Here is a 21918-nt window from a genome sequence, read left to right as displayed (position 1 = left end):
CCGCAATAGCACAGCAACTTATGCGAGCACCTCAATGAACACCGGCAAAGAGAGGCAGCGCCACAAAGTCTTCGCGCGAGCAGGGGCGGGCAAAGAAATAGCCCTGGAGCAGATCCACACCCATCTCGCCCAATAAGCGCGCCGTGTCTGCGTCCTCCACACCTTCGGCCACCGTGCTCAGTCGAAGTGCCTTGGCCAGGCCCAGAATGCCCTGCACCATGCGGTAGCCGTCCTCGGTATGCAGACGGCGCACAAAGGAAATGTCGATCTTCAATTCACCAATGGGCAGGTCGTGCAATTGCGACAGCGACGCATAGCCGGTGCCGAAGTCATCAATCGATAAGCTGAACCCTGCTGCAGCAAGAGAGCGCAAGCGCTCGTCCGCGTAGGTGACATCAGCCAATGCGACAGACTCCGTGATCTCCAGCTGGATGTCGCGCGGCTGCAGTCCGTAAGTCTGCACATCGGCAAGCAGATCGGAGATGAAGTCCACCGAGAACAGCTGCCGCTTGGAGATGTTGATGGACATCTTCAGATCCGGCAGCTCCTGCTGCCACTCGCGCAAAGCCGCAAAGCCGGTACGTCGGACCTGCGTGCTGAGGTCTCCGATCAACCCCAGGTTTTCTGCCATGGTGATGAAGCTGCCCGGCGCAACCCAGCCCAGTTCTTCATCGTGCCATCGCGCCAGCACTTCCACGCCTTCCATGCGAGGCTGGCCCTCGAGCACCGAACGCGCATTGACCAAGGGCTGGAACCACGCGGTGATGGTGCCGGCATGGATGGCACGTGCCAGCTTGGCCTGGACGTACAGATCCTTTTTTCCGGTTCCCTTGCCGGCCACTTCCGAGTAGAACTGGAAGTTGTTGCGCCCCTGTGACTTTGCGTAGAACATGGCACGGTCCGCCTGTGCCAACAAGGCGTCGATGTCGCCCGAAGGTTCGTCATCCGGATAGACCGCAATGCCCATGCTGAAGGCGCTGCTCACTGCGATACCCGCAATCTCCAGCGGCTCGCGCGCCACGGCAATCATCTTCTGCGCAACCTGCCGTTCCGATCCAGGCTCACTCAGGTTGTGCAGCAATGCCACAAACTCGTCTCCGCCCCAGCGTGCCAGCGTGTCCCCCTCGCGCAGGCAGTCACGTAACCGGTGTGCAATAGCCAGCAGCAGCTCGTCTCCCACCTTGTGACCATAGGCGTCATTGATGTCCTTGAAATGGTCCAGGTCCACAAAGCACACCGCAATACGCCGCGCCGAACGATTTGCGTGCTGGATGGCCTGCTGGATGCGGTCTTCCAGCAGCACGCGGTTGGGCAGACCGGTCAGCGCATCGTGCAGCGCCATGTGGTGAATGTGGCGCTCCTGCAGATAGACCTTGGTAATGTCGTGCATCACGCCACGCACAGACGTGGTGCCGCTGAACGCATTGCGTTCCGCGACGAAGCGGCATTCGAACCACTTGTCGGTCCGCTCAGCGGAACCGAACCGGAAGCGACCATGCACTTCATCCTTGACGCCCGTCACCAACGCGTTGAATTGCAGCTCGAACCCTGAGCGGTCATCGGGGTGCACATGGGTCAGCAGATGCGTGTCCCGCACTGCGTCATCTCCGGCGATGGCCCGCCATCCGGCATTGGAGTTGATCAGGCGGCACTGCCCGTCGAGCTCCAGCACCGCTTCCTCGAGCAAGTCCAACGTCCGCACGACAGACCGGTTCTGCTCAGCCAGTCGCTTTTCATTGTCGAGCGCCGCATGCAGGGACTCAAAGGGCTGGCGCACGCTGGAGGCAAAGACGGCGCGGAAGATGAACACATAGCAAACAATCTTGTAGAAGTGCCCAACCAGGTTGAACAGGTCGCCATGCGAGCGATACAGGGTGAAGCACAGCTCCGATATCGCCGCAATGGCAGATGCCACGAACAGATGCGCCAGGGTGCGCCGGTACTCACGCAACAGCCTGCGCAGCATCCACAAGGCGGCAAATCCATACATCGCCACCAGGACGTATTCGTATCCGACCTTGTAGACCGTCAGGCCCTGCAATGGCACATAGAAGCTGGGCACCCATTCCATGTGAAACAGCGCTGCCCAATAAACCAGCCCCACGTACAGCAGCACACCTGCGGCCATGGCAAACCGGCTGCGGGCATCCTTCAGCGGTTCCCTGGAACCCACGGCCGTGATGCACAGCCCAATCGCCGGCAAGGTTCTGGCGGCCAGCCAGAAGGTGATGGACTTCTGGACTTCAGCCGGGGTAATCATGTACGGCATGCCAGGAACGGAGAGCATGTGCGCAAAGTCCAGCAGCCCGGTACCAAACAGCAGCACGCCCAGCAGCACCAGATGCCCCGGCCTTTCCGACGCATAGGCATTCCAGACAATGCCCGCGCCCAGCATGGCCACCACGATGGCAGCCATCTCCATGACGGTATGCAGGATGAGGTACTGCGGGATGATGAAGTCCTTTCCGCTGAATTCCCCCCAGAGGGCAAGGTATCCCAGGGCCGCCAGGACAACAATGAACAGTGCCGATTTCAGAGGCCCAAAGCCCGACGCCTTCACTCCATCAGCACGGCTGCCCATTGCCATTGGCTCCCCTTTCCAATCGTTGTTGATTCAGAACCCGCAGTGCCGGGTCACCTCAATTGCCTAGCGGACCATTTTGTCATAGCAATTCCGCGGAATTGGCATTGCAAACTTGGTATTCGAATTGGTTGGTGGATGTCATCTCAACAAGCCGGACGTGCCGTCTTTGCTCAAGAAAGAAACATCCCTTCGCCAGCGGTACCTTTAGCACCTCGCGCAGCCGAGTGATGCGCTGAAAGCCGTTCAGTACGGCAGCACAACTGCCTTGCCGCGGGCTGACTCCGGAAACACCATCACCGCAATCGACTTCAGGCTGCCATCTGCCTGGGCATGGCTGCGGTGCCTAGGAAGCGGCCCACCTGGATGTCCGCCAGCACCATGGGAAACACTTCCGAAATCACGGGGTTCGCGGCAACTGCAGGGCGACGCTTTCGCCGCCCTAGGTCTTCACCGTCAGCAAGGAGGCCGTCGCGCTCTGTATCACGCCGCGCAGGCGCACAGTCTACGCAGGCGCCACGCTGAGCCGGGTCTTGAAAAAAGCCACTGTGCGCTGCCATGCCAGCGCCGCCGCCTCGGGGTCGAAGCGCGGCGTGGTGTCGTTGTTGAAACCATGCTGCACGCCGGGATAGATGTACGCCTCATACGGCTTGCCCGCCGCCTTGAGTGCGGCCTCGTAGGCAGGCCAGCCGGCGTTGACACGGTCATCGGCACCGGCGTAGTGGATCAGCAGCGCGGCATGGATCTTTGGCACATCCTGGGCCGGCGGTTGCGCTCCGTAGAAGGGTACCGCTGCAAGCAGTTCGGGCATGCGTGTGGCCAAGGCATTGACCACACCGCCGCCATAACAAAAGCCCACCGCGCCGACCTTTCCATTGCTCTGGGGCATGGTCAACAGGGCGTTGGCACAGGCCAGGAAGTCCTGCAGGTTCTTGCCGCCATCGAGCTTGGCAAACAGGTCACGCGCCTTGTCTTCATCACCCGGATAGCCCCCCAAAGTGGTCAGTGCATCAGGTGCAAAGACCAGAAAACCTTCCAGCGCGAGCCGGCGCGCAATGTCTTCGATATGCGGATTGAGTCCGCGGTTTTCGTGGACCACCAGAATGGTCGGCAACTTGGCGCTGACACCGGCGGGCTTGACCAGATAGCCCTTGATGCTGCCGTTGCCCCGGGGCGAGGCAATGGTCTGGTAGCTGGTCTCCAGGCGGGGATCGCGCGGCGATACCTGCTGCGCCTGTGCAAACTGCGGACTCAGTGCCACCAGCAGTCCGGCCGCTGCAGTAGCAGAGCCTGCCATGCGGGTCGCCATATCCAGAAAACCGCGTCGGCTGATGTCGCCATGCACATAGCGATCGAACAGTTGCAGAACCTCGGGCTGAAAATCCTTGGCGCTCAGTCGTGTCATGTGTGGTGTTCTTTTCTAACGCTCTTCCAGCTTGCCATCGGTGTGTATTGCAAAGCGCCCCTTGGTGCGGGGATGCACCGGGTCAGCAGCACCCCAGGGCCAGCCACCAAACTCTGTCCTGCGGTAGTCGGCAAAGGCCTGCTGGATTTCGGCCTGGGTGTTCATGACAAAGGGGCCGTACTGCGCCACCGGCTCACCAATGGGCCGGCCCTGCAACAGCAGCAGCTCGGACTCCTCTGCACCATTGACCAGCTCCACGGCCTGGTCACCCGCCACGGTGACGGCAGAGGCGGGCGGGATGGCCTGCCCCGCAATGCTCAGATGACCACCTTCAAAGAAGTACAGCTGCCGCCGTGTTCGCGCACTTTGCGCTGCGGGCAAGGTCCAGCGTGCACCGGGTGCCATCTTGATGGTGAGTATGGCCACATCGGCATCCGCCTGGGCCGCCCACGAATCCGGTGGTGGCGGCAGACAAGGGACCGGTGTCAGCGCACCGGCAATGTTCGCCACACGGGTCAGCGCGCCCTGCGCATCACGGAACTCCTGCTGGGGAATGTCTTCGTTCCAGAACATGGTGAAGCGCGGCTCGGCCATCTTGCTTTTGGCTGGCAGGTTGAGCCAGATCTGGAACAGCTCGGTGGGGTTGGGTGCGTCCTGGTGCAGCAGGGGAAACATTTCGCAATGGACGATGCCCTTGCCTGCGGTGAGCCACTGCACATCCCCATCGCCGAAGCGCGCGGTGGCACCGGCGGAATCTGAATGGTCGATACGCCCCTTGCGCACGATGGTGACGGTCTCAAAGCCGCGGTGCGGGTGGGCGGGAAAGCCCGGTACGCCCTCACCGTGGTACATGCTCCAGCCGTCCTTGCCGGAGAAGTCCTGACCGATGTTGCGGCCCGCCAGCGAGGCTTGCGGCCCCATCGTTGCATTGCCTGCGGGATAGGCGTCGTTGTGATGCACGCAGAACAGGAAGGGGTCTATGGTCTGCCAGGGGAATGACAGGGGCTGGATGTTGAGGATGGGATGTGTAGACATGGTGGTTACTCGGCAATGAATGAAGGCGCATCGTCCTTCAACCCCACACCGGTCAGCTGCAAGGTACGCGCCTGGCGCATCAGCCCGTGCAATTTGTAGGCGGCGTCCTTCAACGCCAGACCGGCGCTGCGCACATTGGAGATGCAGTTGCGCTGCGCATCGGTGCAGCCCACACGCGGAGCCCAGGTCATGTAGATCCCCAGGCTGTCAGGCGAGCTCAGGCCCGGGCGTTCACCGATGAGCACGATGACCAGCTTGGCGGCCAGCCGCTCGCCGATGTCGTCACCCACCGCCACGCGCCCCTGCTGCACCACGCACACCGGTGCCACCTGCCAAGTGGGTGTGTCGTTCTGCAGCCGCTCCAGCAGCAGCTGTATGAAGGCCAGCGCATTGCTGTGGATGGCCAGGGGCGACAGGCCGTCGGCCACCACGATGCAGACATCAGGCTGGGCGGCATCGGCATGCTGCGCGCGCCAGCGCTGCAGCGTGACGCCTGAAAGCTCGTCCAGCTTGCGGCCCCAGTCGGGCCTTTGCAGGTAGCTGCGCCGGTCCGGTGCAGCACTGTGCAAGGCCAGGGTTTCGATCCCCATTGCTTGCAAAGGCTGTTCGACGCTGGCCACATCCAGCGGGATATGCACCGCATCACGGGCCTGTGCATGGGCCCACTGGAACTGCAGGTGGGCGGTGGTGGGCAGGCTCTGGCCGGCACGGCCCAGTGCGATGCGTGCGTCGGTGAACTGGCGCAAGGCGGACCAGGGTTGGTGGATATGGGACGGATTCAGCGTGTCTTCGGCGTCCGCGTCCAACGCGTCGTGGGGTGTGGAAGAGGGGATGGGGTTGTTCATTGCGCACCTGTCAAAGCCAGCATGGCGGCCTGCATGCCGGGAGCCACCGCCTGGGTCAGTCGGGTGCTGCCCGGTTGCAGGATATGCATCTTGAAAAGCCACTCCTCGAATTCGGGACCCGGGCGCACGCCCAGGATCTGGCGCATCACCAGCGCGTCGTGGAAGGACGTGCTCTGGTAGTTGAGCATGATGTCGTCGGAGCCGGGAATGCCCATGATGAAGTTGCAGCCCGCCGCGCACAGCAGGGTGAGCAGGGCGTCCATGTCGTCGGAGTCGGCCTCGGCGTGGTTGGTGTAGCAAACGTCGCAGCCCATGGGCACGCCCAGCAGCTTGCCGCAGAAGTGGTCCTCCAGACCGGCGCGGATGATCTGCTTGCCGTCATACAGATATTCCGGCCCGATGAAACCCACCACGGTGTTGACCAGCAGCGGCTTGTAGTGGCGCGCGACGGCATAGGCCCGTGCCTCGATGGTCTGCTGGTCGCAGCCATGGTTGGCATTGGCCGACAGGGCGCTGCCCTGGCCGGTCTCGAAATACATCACGTTGTCACCACGCGTGCCGTCGGCAAACACCGTACCGCGGCGCAGGGCGAGTGCCGCCTCCCGCGCCTCTGCCAGCAGGTTGAGGTCTATGCCGAAGCTGCGGTTGGTGCCTTCGGTTCCACCAATCGACTGGAACACCAGGTCCACCGGTGCACCGCGCTCCATGGCCTGCAGGGTGTTGGTCACATGGGTCAGCACGCAGGACTGGGTGGGAATCTGGTGGCCGCGAATCACCTCGTCGAGCATGTGGAGCAGGCGTGTGACCTGGGGCACGTTGTCGGTGGCCGGGTTGATGCCGATGACGGCGTCGCCGCTGGCTTGCAACAGGCCGTCGAGCAGGCTGGCTGCAATGCCTTTGGCGTCATCGGTCGGATGGTTGGGTTGCAGGCGGGTGGACAGACGGCCCGGCAAACCGATGGTGCCGCGAAAGCGGGTAACGACCTGGCATTTGCGCGCAATCAGCACCAGGTCCTGCAGGCGGCAGATCTTGCTCACCGCGGCCACCATCTCGGGTGTCAGACCTGGCGCCAATGCGGCAAGCGCGGCAGCGTCCGCCGCTTCACTCAACAGCCAGTTGCGAAAGTCGCCCACCGTGAGATGGCTGACCGGTGCAAAGGCGGCGGCATCGTGGCTGTCCAGGATCAGGCGGGTGACGGTGTCTTCTTCATACGGCACCACGGCCTCCTGCAGAAACGCCTTCAGGGGAACTTGCGCCAGTGCCATTTGTGCGGCCACGCGCTCCTGCGCATTGGCCGCGGCGACCCCCGCAAGCTGATCGCCAGAGCGTAGCGGGCTGGCACATGCCAGCAGGGTCCGCAAGTCCGCGAAGGAAAAAGTGTGATGCCCAAAGGTATGACGGTACAACATGTATTTAATCGCAGCTGACAGGTGGATGCACTATATGACAAGCCATCCGAATCTGCCTTTCATCCGCGGAATGGTCACTGCGCAACCGGTCCTATCGCCACGGTTTTCGTCTTTACCATCAGGAAAAAATAGCGTCATTCCCGATGGGAGAATTCAGGACATGCTTTTGATTGAACGCCTTGTCTCTCATTCACCCGGCAGTCGCCATGAACCTTTGACCCGCATGGGCGCAGCGCTGTGGATTGCAATGGCTGCAGGGCTGGGCGGCTGTGCCTCTACCGTTGCGGTAACCGATACCGGGGTGGAGGTTGCGGTTCCCTCTGCATGGTCTGTTGCCGCATCGGCTCAGCCAAGCGATCTGGCCCGGTGGTGGAACCGGTTCAACGATCCCATGCTGGGCGACCTGGTGACGCAAAGCCTGAAATCCAATACGGATGTGCGCGTGGCACAGGCCACGTTGCGGCAGTCCCGCGCGCTGCGTGACGTGCAGCAGGGCAATAGCGCGCCCAGCCTCAATGCATCTGCCAGTGCGCAGCGCAGCCAGACCGGCAGTGCCGATGCGGTCAACACCTACAACGTCGGCCTGGATGCCAGCTGGGAGCTGGATGTCTTTGGCAAGCTGAACCACACCCTGAATGCGACCGATTTCGACGCCCAGGCATCCCAGGCCTCGCTGGCGGATGTGCAGGTGTCCATCGCCGCCGAGGTGGCTTTGGCCTATATCCAGTTGCGCGGCCAGCAGGCGCAGCTGCAGATCGCCCGCGACAACCTGGCCAGCCAGCAGGAGACCCTGCAACTCACCCAATGGCGCGCCCAGGCGGGCTTGGTCACGTCCCTGGAGGTGGAACAGGCACAGACCTCCACGGAGCAGACGGCTGCGCAAGTGCCCGCCTTGCAGACCAGCATCGCCAAGTCCAGCCACAGCCTGGCCGTGCTCACCGGCCAATCCCCCAATGCCTTGCAGGCCCTGGTCTCCACACCACAACCCATACCGCTGGCCGCCAGCGATCTGGCCTTGGACATTCCGGCACAGACGCTGCGCCAGCGCCCCGATGTGCGTGCCGCAGAGGCGCGCATACGCGCAGCCTTGTCGCGCCTGTCGGCGGCAGACGCCGCACGGTACCCCAGCTTCAACCTGAGCGGATCCCTGGGTCTGAGCGCACTGTCCCTCAGCGCCTTCAACGGTGCACCAGCTGTCAGTTCCTTGCTTGCCAGCGTGACCGCTCCGCTGCTGGACGGCGGCGCGGCGCGCGCGCAGGTGCGGGTGCAGGAAGCCGTGCTGGAGCAGGCCCGCGTGAATTACGAATCAACTGTATTGACCGCGCTGCAGAACGTGGAAGATGCGCTGGTTGCACTCTCGGGTGATCAGAGCCAGTTGCAAAGATTGGAGGCTGCGGCAACCGCTGCGGCTAATGCCGACCTGCTGGCCCGGCAACGCTATGCCAGTGGCCTGATCGACTTTCAAACCGTGCTGCAGACCCAGCGCACCCTGCTGACCGCGCAGGACAGTGTTGCCAGTACGCAGGCAACCATCAGCGCAGACCATGTACGCCTGTTCAAGGCGCTGGGCGGCGGCTGGAACTGAATCACAACCCATTGAACCGACTTTCCCTATGACAACGCCCACTCCACCTACAGACACACAGTCCACTGCGGAACTGCAGGCCCTGCTCGAAGATGCACCGGGCCGCGTCTGGTGGCGTCGGCCCACGGTATGGATCGTGACGGCGCTGCTGTTGATTACTGTCTCCGGTCTGCTCTATTGGCAGGCAAGCAACCGGGCCAAGTCCGCCCCCGTGTATGTGACCGAAGCCGTCACGCGCGGCAAGCTCACGCTGTCGGTCAATGCCAACGGTACGCTGCAGCCCACGCGCTCGGTCAGCATCGGCAGCGAACTCTCGGGCACGGTCAAGCGGGTTCTGGTGGATGTCAATGACCAGGTGAAGAAAGGCCAAGTGCTGGTCGAACTGGATACCTCCAAGCTGGAAGACCAGGTCACGCGTTCGCGCGCAGCGCTACAAGTTTCACAGGCACAGGTCGCGCAAGCCGTGGCCACCGTCAAGGAGTCGCAGGCCAGTCTGGCACGTCTGGAAGAAGTGTCACGCCTGTCGGGTGGCAAGGTGCCCGCCAAATCCGAGCTGGATACCGCGCGCGCCACCCTGGACCGTGCCGTGGCCGACGAAGCCAGTGCCCGTGCCAACGTGGTGTCGGCCCGGGCCACCATCTCCACCGATGAAACCAATCTGACACGCGGCTCCATCCGCTCGCCCATTGACGGCGTGGTGCTGAGCCGTTCGGTGGATCCAGGCAATGCCGTGGCTGCATCGCTGCAGGCCGTGACCCTGTTCACCATTGCCGAAGACCTGTCCAAGCTGAAGCTGCAGGTCAATGTGGATGAGGCCGACGTTGGCTCCGTCAAGGTGGGGCAGAAGGCCAGCTTCACTGTCAGTGCCTATCCATCGCGCAAGTACCCGGCAACCATCACGCGCGTCGCCTACGGCTCCACCACCACCGACAACGTGGTGACCTACATCACCTACATGGATGTGAGCAATACCGACCTGAGTCTGCGCCCCGGCATGACAGCCACCAGCACCATCACATCCACGGAACGGGAGGGCGTGCTTCTAGTGCCCAATACGGCCCTGCGCTTCACCCCGTCGAGCGACGCGGCTGCTGGCGGCAAATCCGGCGGCGGCATCGTCTCCAGTCTGCTGCCCCGCATGCCCGCAGGCAACACGCGCAAGTCTTCGGCCAATGGCACTGCCGGCGGCAGCACCCAGGTCTGGGTCCTGCGAGACGGTGCGCCGGTGGCAGTCGCCGTCAAGGTCGGCATCAGCGACGGCCGCATGACCGAAATTCAGCCCGGTGCCCTGGACGTGGGCATGCAGGTGATCACGGACCAACGCACGGCCGCAACGTCGCCATGAGTGCTGTGCCCCTGATCGAGCTGAGGAACATCGTCCGGGTGTATGGAGAGGGAGCGACCGCGCTGCAGGCGCTCAAGGGAATCAACCTGACCATCGAAACCGGCGACTTTGTGGCCGTCATGGGCCCCAGCGGTTCGGGCAAATCGACGCTGATGAACATGCTGGGCTGCCTGGACACACCCACCTCGGGCGAGTACCTGTTCAAGGGCGTGCACGTGGAGACACTCACGCGCGACCAGCGCGCGCGGCTGCGGCGGCTTTCGCTGGGTTTTGTGTTTCAGGGCTTCAACCTGCTGGCGCGTACCTCGGCCCAGGAGAACGTCGAGCTGCCACTGCTGTACCGCGGCGGCTCCGCCAAATTGCGCCATGCCGCCGCTGCCAAGGCGCTCGAATCAGTGGGACTGGCCGAGTGGGCACAACACACACCTGCCGAGCTGTCGGGCGGACAGCAGCAGCGCGTGGCCATTGCCCGGGCCATCGTGACCGAGCCGGCCGTGCTGCTGGCGGACGAACCCACCGGCAACCTGGACACGCACCGCAGCCAGGAAATCATGGACCTCTTGTGGCAGCTCAACGTCACGCAAGGCATCACCATACTCATGGTCACCCATGAGCCGGACATGGCGGCCTACGCCAAACGCATAGTCCACTGTGTAGACGGCCTGGTCGCCAGCGACGAGATCAATCCCCATCCCACGGGTGCAAAGGTGGTGGCCTGATGTTGCTCAACACCCTGCTCCTGGCATTGCGCTCGATCCGGCGCAACCTGCTTCGATCCTTTCTGACGATTCTGGGAATCGTCATCGGTGTCAGCGCGGTCATCACCATGGTGACGCTGGGCAATGGCGCCACGGTGGCCGTGCAGAACCAGATATCCGGCCTGGGCATCAATCTGCTGCAGATACGCCCCGGACAACGCATGGGGCCCGGCAGCACAGGCGCCACCGCACCGTCCTTCAAGGACGGCGATGCCGACGCGATTGCCAGCCAGATCGGCGGCATCCTGGCCGTGGCACCGGAAGGCCGCAGCGCAGCCACGCTGGTAGCCAACGGCCGCAACTGGTCGAGCAGCGTGGTCGGCAGTACCAACGCCTGGCTGGTGACCGGCAACTGGACGGTGGGCAGCGGCCGCGTGTTTTCCGATGACGAGTTGACTGCCGGCTCGGCCGTCTGTCTGATTGGTGAAACGGTGCGCAAGGAACTGTTTGGCAGCCGCCCGGTTCTGGGCGAACAGCTTCGGGTCAAGAAGATTTCCTGCGAAGTGATCGGCATTCTGGGCTCCAAGGGACAAGGCAGTTTTGGCAACGACCAGGACGATGTCGTGCTGATCCCCCTCAAGACGCTGCAACGTCGCATCACCGGTAGCACACGCGTCAACACCTTGCTGGTATCCATGGCCGAAGGCAGTGACGCCACCCGCCTCAAGGCCAGCCTCACGCAACTGCTGCGCGAGCGCCGCAAACTGGCCGAAGGCGATGAGGACAATTTCAATGTGCTCGACACCAAGCAACTGGCCGAGGCCTTCTCCGGCACCACCAAGGTCATGACCATGCTGCTGGGCGCAGTGGCCGCCGTGAGTCTGCTGGTGGGCGGCATCGGCATCATGAACATCATGCTGGTGAGCGTGACCGAACGCACCCGCGAGATCGGACTGCGCCTGGCCATTGGTGCGCTGGAGCGGGAGGTGTTGTCCCAGTTCCTGATCGAGGCGGTGGTGCTGTCTTCGCTGGGCGGCCTGATAGGCGTGGTTCTGGCCTTGGGCGCCTCGGTGCTGCTGGCCTCAGTGATGCAGGTGCCCTATCTGTTCAACCCGTCGGTGAACCTGCTGTCCTTCCTGTTCTCTGCTGCCATCGGTGTGATATTTGGTTTTTTCCCGGCCCGCAGGGCAGCCCGCCTGAACCCGATTGAAGCGCTGCGCCACGAGTGACACTGCCTTGAAGTAAATAGGGTCGCCGGTGGTTACCTCCGGTTACACAATTTCCCTACAAAGGTGCGGGCTTTTGCAGTCCCCATTCCTAGAATCCGCACATTCGGGCGTGTGCCTGCAAATTTCTGGGAGCCTTCATGTTTGCGTATACCAACTTCCTTTCCAGGCGCTCTGTTTATTTCGGCGTCACCGCAAGCCTGGTGCTTGCTTCGGCCCTGGTGGCGTGTGGCGGTGGGGGTTCATCCAGCTCTTCCAGCGGCGCCAGCACTTCAGTCGCCAGCAGCAGCGGAACCATCACCGCCTTCGGCAGCGTATTCGTCAATGGCCACGAATTCGGCACCGGACGGGCTCAGTTCTTCGATGACGACAACGGAACGACTCTGACTGCCAAGGACCTGGAGGTCGGCATGGTGGTGGACGTCACACCGGGCTCCGGCGGCAGCACGAGCGAAGCCAGCGAACTGCACATCCACCCGCTGGTGCGCGGTTACGCCGACGCAGTGGACACCACGGCCAGCACGGTTACCGTCATGGGTCAAACGGTACAGGTCACAGCCGCCACGAATTTCAGTGACCACCGTGCCTGCGCCACTGCATCTCCGGCAACCTGCACCCCGTTCTCTGGCCTGAGCACACTCACAACCAGCGCGCCCACTACGTACATCACGGTACACGGCTACCTGTATTCGAGCTCTTCAGGCAGCACTAATGTCGTAGCCACCCTGATTTCCGCAGCAGATCTACCCGCCTCCACTTCCAACAAGTTCAACTTCAAAGTGGAAGGCCCCATCAACTTCTCCGGAAGCACTCCGTCCATAGGTGGGTTGACGCTGGACTTCACGTCGACCACCTGCCGCGTCTCGGGCACCATCGCCCCCTGCGCCACAGCCTATACCGCCGCGCAGGTGGTCTCTGTGGGCTCGGCCACGGCTCCCAGCGTGTTGCCAGCGGTCAGCTTTGCACCCAGCGTAGCCCGCCTGGCTTCCAAGCTGCCGGTGCAGAGTTCCGGCCAAACACTGGAGCTCGAAGGCGTAGTGTCATCCGTTGGCACAACGACCTTTGTGGTGCGTGGCGTGACGGTGGATGCAAGCGGCCTGCCCTCGGGTACTTCATTGCCCGCAGTGGGTGATCTGGTGGAAGTGATGGGAACCATCAGCACCTCCGGCCAGACCGTGAGCGCCACGACGCTCAAGACCATCCGTGCGGCCGCCACCGTGAGTCTGGGTTTGCAGGGTGACGCATCCAATGTCACCACGGTCAGCGCCGGTGCGACCTACACCTTCAGCTTGCTGGGTCAGACCGTGAATGTGAATGCACAAACGCGTCTGGTGGATATGTCCATACGCCATTGGGATGACCGCGATCAGTCGGTCAACCCCTTCAACATCAGCACCTTTGCCACCTACCTGGGTGCCAGCACCTCCAAGCATGTGGTGGTGCGCTCCGAGGTCGACAGCAGCGGCAAGCTCACGGCTCTCTCGGTTGCCATCGTCCCGGCGTCCACGGTCGCCAGTGTGTCGGGCGTGGTGGACGCCAGCCCCGCGGTATCCAACAGTTCCGTCTCCGGAACGCCCACGACCTTCTCCATCCATGGTGTGGCGGTGAGTGCCGATCCTGCGTCCATCTACAAGCCGCATACCCTGCCGATGCAGACGGTTGCAGCCGGTGATCTGGTCACGGCCATGGGTACTTTCTCGGGTGGTGTGCTGAGCGTGTCTGCCACGCCATCACGCACCAACTACGCCATGGATGTGGGTGTGCCGGTGGTCAATACGCGGGACCGGTTGGACTTTTAACGTCCCCTCGGACGCAGGCCGCCACGGCACTCAGCTCCGCAGCTGTCCCCCGGCCTGCGGCCTCCTCCTTGATGCCGCTGCGCTGAGCGCCATGACGTCCTGCGTCAGCAAGGCTACTGCGCAGCCAAATCAAAGATCCGCGTCATAGCAACCCACTTCTCGCCCGCAGGTGTCCAAGGCGTTGGCGCCTGGTAGGTCCACATCAGCTCTTCCCAGCGCACGATGGCCGGGTTCTCCAGGGACGCGCGGGCCATGCCCTCGGCACTGTAGACCGCAGGGTCCACCTCCATGATCATGAACAACCGCGTGCCCAGGCGGTAGATCTCCATGGCCAGCACGCCTTGCGCGCGCAGGTGGTCGCGCACCTCGGGCCAGATTTTCTCGTGGGCTTTTTCGTAATCGGCGATGCGCTGTGCATCGTCCACCAGATCCAGGGCCAGGGCGTAACGCATGCGGTGCTCCATTGCAGCTCGATGTTCAGGAAAGGGCGCGGTCCAGATGCGTGTAGCCCCCGTCCACGAACAGCCACTGGCCGGTGGTGTGGCTGGACGCATCCGACAGCAGGAACACGCAGGTGCGTGCAATTTCTTCGGACGTGGTCATGCGGTGACCCAGGGGGATCTTGGCGGTGATGGCGGCGAGCTTTTCTTCCGCGTTGTCAAAGCTGTTGATCCAGCGCGCGTACAGCGGCGTCATGACCTCAGCCGGGATCACCGCGTTCACGCGCACACCGTCATTCAGCAAGGCGGCGGCCCACTCGCGCGTGAGCGAGAGCTGCGCGCCCTTGGACGCACAGTAGCCGCTGGTGTTGCCCTGCCCGGTGATGGCGGTCTTGGAGGACACATTGACGATGGCGCCACGGCTGGCTTTGAGGTGAGGCACGCAGTAGTGCGCCATGACGTAGTAGTGGATGAGGTTACGTTCCAGCGAACCCACAAATGCGTCGCGGCCCGCGTCCAGTCCGATGTTGTCGTTGATGCCAGCGTTGTTCACCAGGCCGTCGATGCGCCCAAAGCGCGCCACCACCTGTTCCACCGCCGCGCGGCAGGCGGCTTCATCGGAGAGCTCGACCTGGATGAAGAGGTGCTGCGTGCCGGCAGCTTGCAAGGAAGCCGCGAAGTCCGCGGGCATAGGGCTCTTGCCCAGCACGACGGCGATGGCGCCTTCCTGTGCCAGCGTGAGCGAGATGGCGGCGCCTATGCCGCTGGCGCCACCGGTAACGATGACGACCTTGTCTTTCAGATGCAGATCCATGGGTTTTCCAGTGTGGTTAAGCCGTGGGCACGGCCAGGCTGTAGCAGCGCACGGCGTTGTCGGCCCAGAAGGCCTGCTGTTCCTGTGCGCTCAGGCGCGAGGCGGCCCAGGAGGCGGCCAAGCCGTGCACCTCGTCATACGGCGAGGCAAGTTGACAGACAGGCCAGTCGGAGCCGAACATCAGCCGCTCGGGGCCAAAGGCCGCCAGCGCTTCATCAAAGCAGGCCAGGATATTGACGCCGTCTTCAAACGACAGGCCGCGCCGGCCGCTCCAGTCGGCTTCCGTCACCAGACCCGATAGCTTGCACAGCACATGCGGCATGGCAGCGAGCTCGCGCAGTCCGGCGCGCCAGTGCTTTTGTACGGCTTCGCCCTGCGCCCAGTTGCGCAATGCAGGCTTGGCCACATGGTCCAGCACCAGACGGTGCTTGTCGTGGCGGCGGCAGAAGTCGATGACATCGGGCAACTGGTGTGCGAACACCAGCACGTCATACACCAGGCCACGGCGCTGCAGCGTCTGCATGCCCACCTGGATGGCAGGCGCGTTGACCCAGGCTGGCACATCGGGCTCATCCTGCAGCACGTGGCGCAGGCCTTTGAAGGCCGGGTTGGCGCACCAGCGCTCCAGTTGCTGTTCCAGATCGGAGCTGGCCAGATCGGCCCAGCCCACCACGCCCAGCACGGTGGGGTTGCGCTCGGCCAGCTGCAGCAGGAAGTCCGTCTCCTGGACGAGCGTGCGGGCCTGCACCGCCACCACGCCAGTGACACCGGCAGCCTGCATGGCTGCTGCATTGTCAGCCGGCAGGCAGTCGCGCCGCAGCACCTGCATGTCGGCGCTGATCCAGGGGAACTCCTCGGGCTGGTAGCGCCAGTAGTGCTGGTGCGTGTCGATCTTCATGCTGCTTGCGCGTCGCGCCTGAAGGTGTACTGCGCGATCGATGCAGCCTTCATCTCGATGGAGAAGCCCGGCGCCGTGGGTGGCATGTAGGCCGCGTGCTCAATCACGCAGGGGTGCACAAAGTGCTCATGCAAATGGTCCACGAACTCGATGACACGGCCTTCGCGGGTGCCAGCGATGCACAAATAGTCGATCATGGAGAGGTGCTGCACGTATTCGCACAGGCCCACACCACCGGCGTGTGGGCACACCGGCAGCTTGTACTTGGCGGCCATCAGCATCACAGCCAGAATTTCATTCACGCCGCCGAGTCGGCAGGAGTCGATCTGCACCACGTCAATGGCGCCGCGCATGATGAGCTGCTTGAAGATGATGCGGTTCTGGCACATCTCGCCCGTGGCCACCTTGACCGGGTGCACACCTTCGCGGATCACGCGGTGGCCTTCGATGTCGTCCGGGCTGGTGGGCTCTTCGATGAACCAGGGCTTGGCAAACGCCAGCTCGCGCACCCACTCCACGGCCTGGTTCACTTCCCAGACCTGGTTGGCGTCGATCATCAGATGGCGGTCCGGCCCCAGCACTTCGCGCGCAATGCGCAGGCGACGGATGTCGTCGGCCTTGTCGCGCCCCACCTTGAGCTTGATGTGGTTGAAGCCGGCATCGGTCGCTTCCTTGCACAGGCGGCGCAGCTTGTCGTCGTCGTAGCCCAGCCAGCCAGCCGAGGTGGTGTAGCAGGGATAGCCTTCACGTTCCAGCGTGGCCCAACGCTCTTCTTTGCCAACGGCGCGCTCACGCAAGAGCGCCAGGGCTTCTTCGGGCGTGATGCAGTCGGTGATGTAGCGGAAGTCGATGAGCTTGACGATTTCTTCAGGGCTCATGCGCGCCACCAGCTTCCACACCGGCACGCCTTCGAGCTTGGCCCACAGATCCCACACCGCGTTGACCACGGCGCCGGTAGCCAGATGGATGGCGCCCTTGTCCGGGCCGATCCAGCGCAGCTGGCTGTCGGAGGTGATATAGCGCCAGAAGCGCCCCATGTCTTCTGCCACCCAATCCATGTCCAGCCCCACCACCAGATGGCGCATGGCCTCGATAGCGGCGCAGCAGATCTCGTTGCCGCGGCCAATGGTGAAAGTCAGACCATGACCCTCTGCGCCGGCCTTGTCGGTTTCCAGGATGACATAGGCGGCGGAATAGTCCGGGTCCGGGTTCATGGCATCCGAGCCATCCAGATGTTGGGACGTGGGAAAGCGCACGTCCACGACGCGCATGTGGGTGATCTTGGTCATCTCAGGCCTGTTTGGTGGTTTGCGTTTGCGTCCCCAGGCCCTCGATGCCCAGGTGGATGGTCTGTCCGGCGCGCAGGTACACCGGTGGCTTCTGGCCCATGCCCACGCCGGGTGGCGTACCCGTGGAAATCACGTCGCCCGGTTGCAGGCTCATGAAGCGGCTGAGGTAGGCGATCAGAAAGCGCACGCCGTACACCATGGTGGAAGTGCTGCCGTTCTGGTAGCGCTTGCCATCCACTTCCAGCCACATCTTCAGGGCCTGCGGATCGGGAATTTCGTCGGCAGTCACCAGCCAGGGGCCGGTGGGGCCGAAGGTGTCGCAGCCCTTGCCCTTGTCCCAGGTGCCGCTGCGCTCCAGCTGGTATTCACGTTCGGACACGTCGTTGACCACGCAGTAGCCCGCCACATGGGAGAGCGCATCGGCCTCTTCGATGTAGCGGCCACCCTTGCCGATCACCACGCCCAGTTCCACTTCCCAGTCGGTCTTGAGGGAGCCGCGGGGAATTTCCACGGCGTCGTCCGGCCCGACGATGGCGCTGGTCCATTTGTTGAAGACCACCGGCTCAGGCGGCACCTGCATGCCGCTCTCGGCGGCATGGTCAGAGTAGTTCAGACCGATGCAGATGAACTTGCCCACGCTGCCCACACAGGGGCCCAGTCGCAGGTCTTTTTGGGGAGAGCCTGCCACCAAGGGCAGGCTGTCGATATCCACGCCACGCAAGGCGGCCAGGCTCTGGGGCAACAGCGCGGCACCAGCTACATCGGCAATGTGGCCGCTGAGGTCGCGCACGCGGCCCTGGGTATCCAACACACCGGGCTTTTCCTGGCCGGGCAATCCGTAGCGTACGAGTTTCACAATCTTTCCTTTTCAATCAACATTCGAATTCAGGGCACCCGCGGAACTGGCTCTGCCAGGCCGCTGGGTGCGCCCCCTCCCGCCGCAGACGAGAGAGGGGGAGCGGCGCAGCCGCTAGTGGGTGCATTTCAGTCGTAAAGCACGGCAGCAATCTTGGGATCTGCCATGTTGGACTTGTCGTAGTAGTAGAAGCCGGTGTCGATGATCTTGGGCAGCTTCTCGCCCTTGAGTGCCTTGACTGCAGCCTCAACCGTCTTGTAGCCGATGCCCACCGGGTTCTGCGTGATCGCGCCGGCAATGGTGCCGTCATTGATCATGTCCTTCTGTGCCTTGCCCGAGTCAAAGCCGATGATGACCACACCAGTCTTCTTGGCTTCCTTCAGGCCCTTGCCGGCACCGATGGCGGAACCTTCGTTGGTACCAAAGATGCCCTTGAGCTTGGGGTGGGCCTGCAGCAGGGTCTTGGCAATTTCAGCGGACTTCAGGTGGTCACCGCCACCGTACTGGATGTCCACCACCTTGATCTTGGGGTACTTGGCCTTGATCTGGTCGACAAAGCCGTTGCGGCGGCCGGTGCCGGTGGTGCTGGTCTGGTCATGACCGATCACGGCCACTTCGCCTTCACCACCGATTTTCTCGGCCATCTTGTCTGCAGCCAGCGCAGCAGCTGCCTTGCTGTCGGTCTGTGCAGTGGTCAGCACGATGTCGCTGTCCACGCCGGAGTCAAATGCGATGACCGGGATCTTGGCGGCCTGTGCCTTCTTCAGCAGGGGAATGGCGGCCTTGCTGTCCAGCGCGGCAAAACCAATGGCGGCAGGCTTCTTGGCAAGGGCAGCCGACAGCATGTCGATCTGCTTGTCCACCTGTTGCTCGGTCTCGGGGCCTTCAAAGGTGACCTTGACCTTGAAGTCCTTGCCAGCCTGGTCGGCACCCTGCTTCACGGCCTGCCAGAACTGGTGCTGAAAGCCTTTGGAGATCAGAGGGATGTAGATCTCCTGGGCCGAGGCGATGCCGGCAAAACCTGCCAGTGCCAGACCAGCGGTGAGGGCCAGTAGTTTTCTCTTTGCGTTCATGGTTGTCTCCTGTTGAAAAAAAGTTGTCACACGAAAAAAATCCTGTGGATAGTGGGCATGCGGCTGCTGGGCGTCGCGCATTTGCAGCTCTCCTTATTTCTTGTTGCGGCGCAGGTTGTCGGTGTAGACCGCCAGAATGATGATCAGGCCTGTCAGCACCATCTGCCACTCCTGCGCCACCGACATGATGCGCAGGCCGTTGATCAGCACGCTCATGATGAAGGCGCCGATGATGGTTCCCAGAATCGTGCCCACACCACCGCTGAGCGAAGTGCCGCCTATGACCACCGCCGCGATGGCGTCGAGCTCATAGCCCTGGCCCAGTGCCGGTTGCGCCGAGTTCAGACGTGAGGCGATCAGCAGACCGGCCACACCGCAGATGCCGCCGCTGAAGGCGTAGACGATGATCTTCCAGCGGTCCACATTCACGCCCGACAGGCGCACCGCCTCTTCGTTGCTGCCCAGCGCAAAGGTGTAGCGGCCCAGCGCCGTCTTGTTGAGCACCACCGCACACAAGCCCGCCATCACAAACAAAATCAGCACGCCATTGGGAATCTGCAGCGAGGGGATCAGGTCACCGATGAGCGAGCCCAGCGCAATCTGGTCAAAACCATTCACGTCGCTGAAGTAGATGGGGCGGGTGGCCGTGATGATGAGGGAGGCGCCCTTGAGCAGCATCATCATGCCCAGCGTGGCGATGAAGGGCGGCACCCGCAGCTTGGTGATGGCCAGTCCGGAAGTGGTGCCGCACAAGGCACCCACGGCGATGGCACACGGCGCACCCAGCATCAGCGGCATGCCCCAGTTCACCATGAACACGCCCGCCATGACGGCGCAGAAGGTCATGAGCACGCCGACCGAAAGGTCGATGCCCGAGGTAATGATGATGAACGTGCTGGCAATGGCCAGCACGCCAATCACCGTGGTGGACTGCAGGATGCCGATGATGTTGTCCTCGGTCATGAAGGCATCGGGCTTGAGCAGGGTGAAAACCAGGATCAGCGCGATCAGGCTGGCAAAGGCCAGCAGTTTCTGTTTGGCCTGTCCGCCGGACAGACGCGCCAACCAGGAGGAAGAGGAAGTTGATTGGGTCATTGCTAGCCTTGTTGTAGGTTTCATTCGCGCCGGGTGGCCAGGGCCATGAGACTTTCCTGGGTGGCGACATCACCGCGCACCTCACCGGTGACGCGGCCCTCGCACATCACCAGCACGCGGTGGCTGAGTTGCAGCACTTCCGGCAGCTCGCTGGAGATGACGATGATGGCGCGCCCCTGAGCCGCCAGCTCGTTGAGCAGCTTGTAGATCTCGCTCTTGGCGCCCACATCGATGCCGCGCGTGGGTTCATCAAAGATCAGCACTTCGCAGTCGCGCACCAGCCATTTGGCAATCACCACTTTTTGCTGGTTGCCACCCGAGAGCAGCCGCGCGGTTTGCGTCAGCGACGGGGTCTTGATGCGCAGCTTCTCCACCATCTGCGCTGCAACCTCCCGCATCGCCGGGCGGTTCATGAACATGCCCAGCTTGAGCCAGCGCGACAGGCTGGGCAGGGTGATGTTGGCCTCCACGTCCATGCCGGTGGCCAGGCCGAAGTGCTTGCGGTCTTCCGACAGATAGCCGATGCCGGCCCGCACCGCGTCTTGCGGTGAGGTCAACCGGATGACGCGGCCGCTGACACGTACTTCGCCCGACTCGATCGGGTCGGCACCGAACACGGCACGTGCCACTTCGGTACGCCCTGCGCCCATGAGTCCGGCAAAGCCCAAAATTTCACCGCGGCGCACCTGAAAGCTGACGTCACGAATGATGCGTCCGCGGTTGAGGCCGCGCACATCCAGCAGCACCTCGTTGCCCGAAGTGTCGGGAATGGTCTTTTGCGTGTGCTCCAGGCGGCGCCCGACCATCATGGCAATGACCTCCGCCATCGGGGTGGTCGCAGGCACGGTATTGATGTAGGTGCCGTCGCGCATGACCGTGATGCGGTCGGCGATGCGCTGGATCTCATCCATCTTGTGGGAGATGTAGACAATGCCTACGCCCTCACTCTTGAGTTGGCGGATGATGCGGAACAGTTCGTCAATCTCAGCGTTGTTCAGCGCTGCAGTCGGCTCATCCATGATGAGCACGCGCGAACGGAACGACAGCGCCTTGGCAATCTCCACCATCTGCTGGCGCGCCACCGTTAGCTCGCTGATGGCGGTGGTGGGGGCCAGCGCCAGATGCAGTCGGTCAAACAGCGCCTGTGTATCGCGGTTGAGCTGGTCTTCATCGAGCAGCAGGCCGGCAGCCTTGCGTGGCTCGCGCCCCAGGAAGATGTTCTGTGCTGCCGTCAGGTGACCCATCAGGTGCAGCTCCTGGTGGATGATGCCGATGGCCAGCGACTGCGCATGCGCCGGGCTTTCAATCTCCACGGGTTTGCCGTCCAGCAGCATCTCCCCGCTGTCCTTGCGGTAGACGCCGGCCAGAATTTTCATCAGCGTGGACTTGCCCGCGCCGTTTTCGCCCATCAGTGCATGCACCTCACCGGGCATGAGGTCAAAGCGCACGCCGTCCAGCGCCTTTACGCCGGGAAAGGATTTGCTGAGGTTCTCTACGCTGACCAGAGGTGTCACGTGCGGGCCTT

The 21918-nt window shown here is 62.8% G+C and carries 18 protein-coding genes; 5 read left to right on the top strand and 13 right to left on the bottom strand.

The window, feature by feature from the left end; genetic code table 11:
• Positions 1-31: 31 nt before the first annotated feature.
• From AC1RMF_RS14825 to AC1RMF_RS14805, 5 genes are all read right to left on the bottom strand, one after another.
• On the bottom strand, positions 32-2587 hold the full coding sequence (locus tag AC1RMF_RS14825) for a bifunctional diguanylate cyclase/phosphodiesterase (RefSeq protein WP_493142426.1): 2556 nt from the start codon (positions 2585-2587) through the stop codon (positions 32-34).
• 499 nt (positions 2588-3086) lie between these two features.
• A complete protein-coding gene (locus tag AC1RMF_RS14820) occupies positions 3087-3986 on the bottom strand; it encodes a dienelactone hydrolase family protein (RefSeq protein WP_493142424.1) in 900 nt (299 codons plus the stop codon).
• 15 nt (positions 3987-4001) lie between these two features.
• Positions 4002-5021, bottom strand: a complete 1020-nt coding sequence (locus tag AC1RMF_RS14815; protein ID WP_493142422.1) for a pirin family protein — start codon at positions 5019-5021, stop codon at positions 4002-4004.
• Positions 5022-5026: 5 nt separating this feature from the next.
• Positions 5027-5866, bottom strand: a complete 840-nt coding sequence (eutC, locus tag AC1RMF_RS14810; protein ID WP_493142420.1) for an ethanolamine ammonia-lyase subunit EutC — start codon at positions 5864-5866, stop codon at positions 5027-5029.
• Positions 5863-7275, bottom strand: coding sequence for an ethanolamine ammonia-lyase subunit EutB (locus tag AC1RMF_RS14805; RefSeq protein ID WP_493142419.1), 1413 nt, complete (start codon positions 7273-7275; stop codon positions 5863-5865). Before AC1RMF_RS14805 ends, eutC begins: the two co-directional genes overlap by 4 nt.
• 160 nt (positions 7276-7435) lie before the next feature.
• Here AC1RMF_RS14805 and AC1RMF_RS14800 point away from each other — a divergent pair, with 160 nt between their 5' ends.
• The 5 genes from AC1RMF_RS14800 to AC1RMF_RS14780 all read left to right on the top strand — a co-directional run bounded on the left by AC1RMF_RS14800 (position 7436) and on the right by AC1RMF_RS14780 (position 13928).
• On the top strand, positions 7436-8860 hold the full coding sequence (locus AC1RMF_RS14800) for an efflux transporter outer membrane subunit (RefSeq protein ID WP_493142417.1): 1425 nt from the start codon (positions 7436-7438) through the stop codon (positions 8858-8860).
• 28 nt (positions 8861-8888) lie between these two features.
• Complete coding sequence (locus tag AC1RMF_RS14795) at positions 8889-10205, top strand: efflux RND transporter periplasmic adaptor subunit (protein ID WP_493142416.1); 1317 nt, start codon at positions 8889-8891, stop codon at positions 10203-10205.
• Positions 10202-10924 (top strand): ABC transporter ATP-binding protein, encoded by a 723-nt coding sequence (locus tag AC1RMF_RS14790; RefSeq protein ID WP_493142414.1) that lies wholly within the window; start codon positions 10202-10204, stop codon positions 10922-10924. Before AC1RMF_RS14795 ends, AC1RMF_RS14790 begins: the two co-directional genes overlap by 4 nt.
• Positions 10924-12132, top strand: coding sequence for an ABC transporter permease (locus tag AC1RMF_RS14785; protein ID WP_342620088.1), 1209 nt, complete (start codon positions 10924-10926; stop codon positions 12130-12132). The genes AC1RMF_RS14790 and AC1RMF_RS14785 overlap by 1 nt, the downstream gene beginning before the upstream one ends.
• A gap of 137 nt (positions 12133-12269) precedes the next feature.
• A complete protein-coding gene (locus AC1RMF_RS14780) occupies positions 12270-13928 on the top strand; it encodes a DUF5666 domain-containing protein (RefSeq protein ID WP_493142412.1) in 1659 nt (552 codons plus the stop codon).
• 113 nt (positions 13929-14041) lie between these two features.
• On the opposite strand, the gene AC1RMF_RS14775 is transcribed toward AC1RMF_RS14780, so the two are convergent.
• The 8 genes from AC1RMF_RS14775 to AC1RMF_RS14740 all read right to left on the bottom strand — a co-directional run bounded on the left by AC1RMF_RS14775 (position 14042) and on the right by AC1RMF_RS14740 (position 21907).
• Positions 14042-14380 (bottom strand): L-rhamnose mutarotase, encoded by a 339-nt coding sequence (locus AC1RMF_RS14775; protein WP_342620086.1) that lies wholly within the window; start codon positions 14378-14380, stop codon positions 14042-14044.
• A 25-nt stretch (positions 14381-14405) separates the two neighbouring features.
• Positions 14406-15182: an SDR family oxidoreductase gene (locus AC1RMF_RS14770; protein WP_493142410.1), complete on the bottom strand. Its 777-nt coding sequence runs from the start codon at positions 15180-15182 to the stop codon at positions 14406-14408.
• 16 nt (positions 15183-15198) lie between these two features.
• Positions 15199-16080, bottom strand: coding sequence for an L-fucono-1,5-lactonase (locus AC1RMF_RS14765; RefSeq protein WP_493142408.1), 882 nt, complete (start codon positions 16078-16080; stop codon positions 15199-15201).
• Positions 16077-17369, bottom strand: a complete 1293-nt coding sequence (locus AC1RMF_RS14760; RefSeq protein WP_493142407.1) for an L-fuconate dehydratase — start codon at positions 17367-17369, stop codon at positions 16077-16079. The genes AC1RMF_RS14765 and AC1RMF_RS14760 overlap by 4 nt, the downstream gene beginning before the upstream one ends.
• A 1-nt stretch (position 17370) precedes the next feature.
• On the bottom strand, positions 17371-18225 hold the full coding sequence (locus tag AC1RMF_RS14755) for a fumarylacetoacetate hydrolase family protein (RefSeq protein WP_342620082.1): 855 nt from the start codon (positions 18223-18225) through the stop codon (positions 17371-17373).
• A 128-nt stretch (positions 18226-18353) separates the two neighbouring features.
• Complete coding sequence (locus tag AC1RMF_RS14750) at positions 18354-19298, bottom strand: ABC transporter substrate-binding protein (RefSeq protein WP_493142405.1); 945 nt, start codon at positions 19296-19298, stop codon at positions 18354-18356.
• Between the two features lie 93 nt (positions 19299-19391).
• On the bottom strand, positions 19392-20393 hold the full coding sequence (locus AC1RMF_RS14745; RefSeq protein ID WP_493142404.1) for an ABC transporter permease: 1002 nt from the start codon (positions 20391-20393) through the stop codon (positions 19392-19394).
• Positions 20394-20413: 20 nt separating this feature from the next.
• Entirely contained in the window at positions 20414-21907 is a 1494-nt protein-coding gene (locus AC1RMF_RS14740; RefSeq protein ID WP_493142402.1) for a sugar ABC transporter ATP-binding protein, read from the bottom strand.
• Between the last annotated feature and the right edge of the window lie 11 nt (positions 21908-21918).

The organism is Rhodoferax sp. GW822-FHT04A08, from assembly GCF_058801025.1.
Note: the sequence above shows the minus strand (reverse complement) of the source record. Positions and strands in the feature narration are given on the sequence as shown.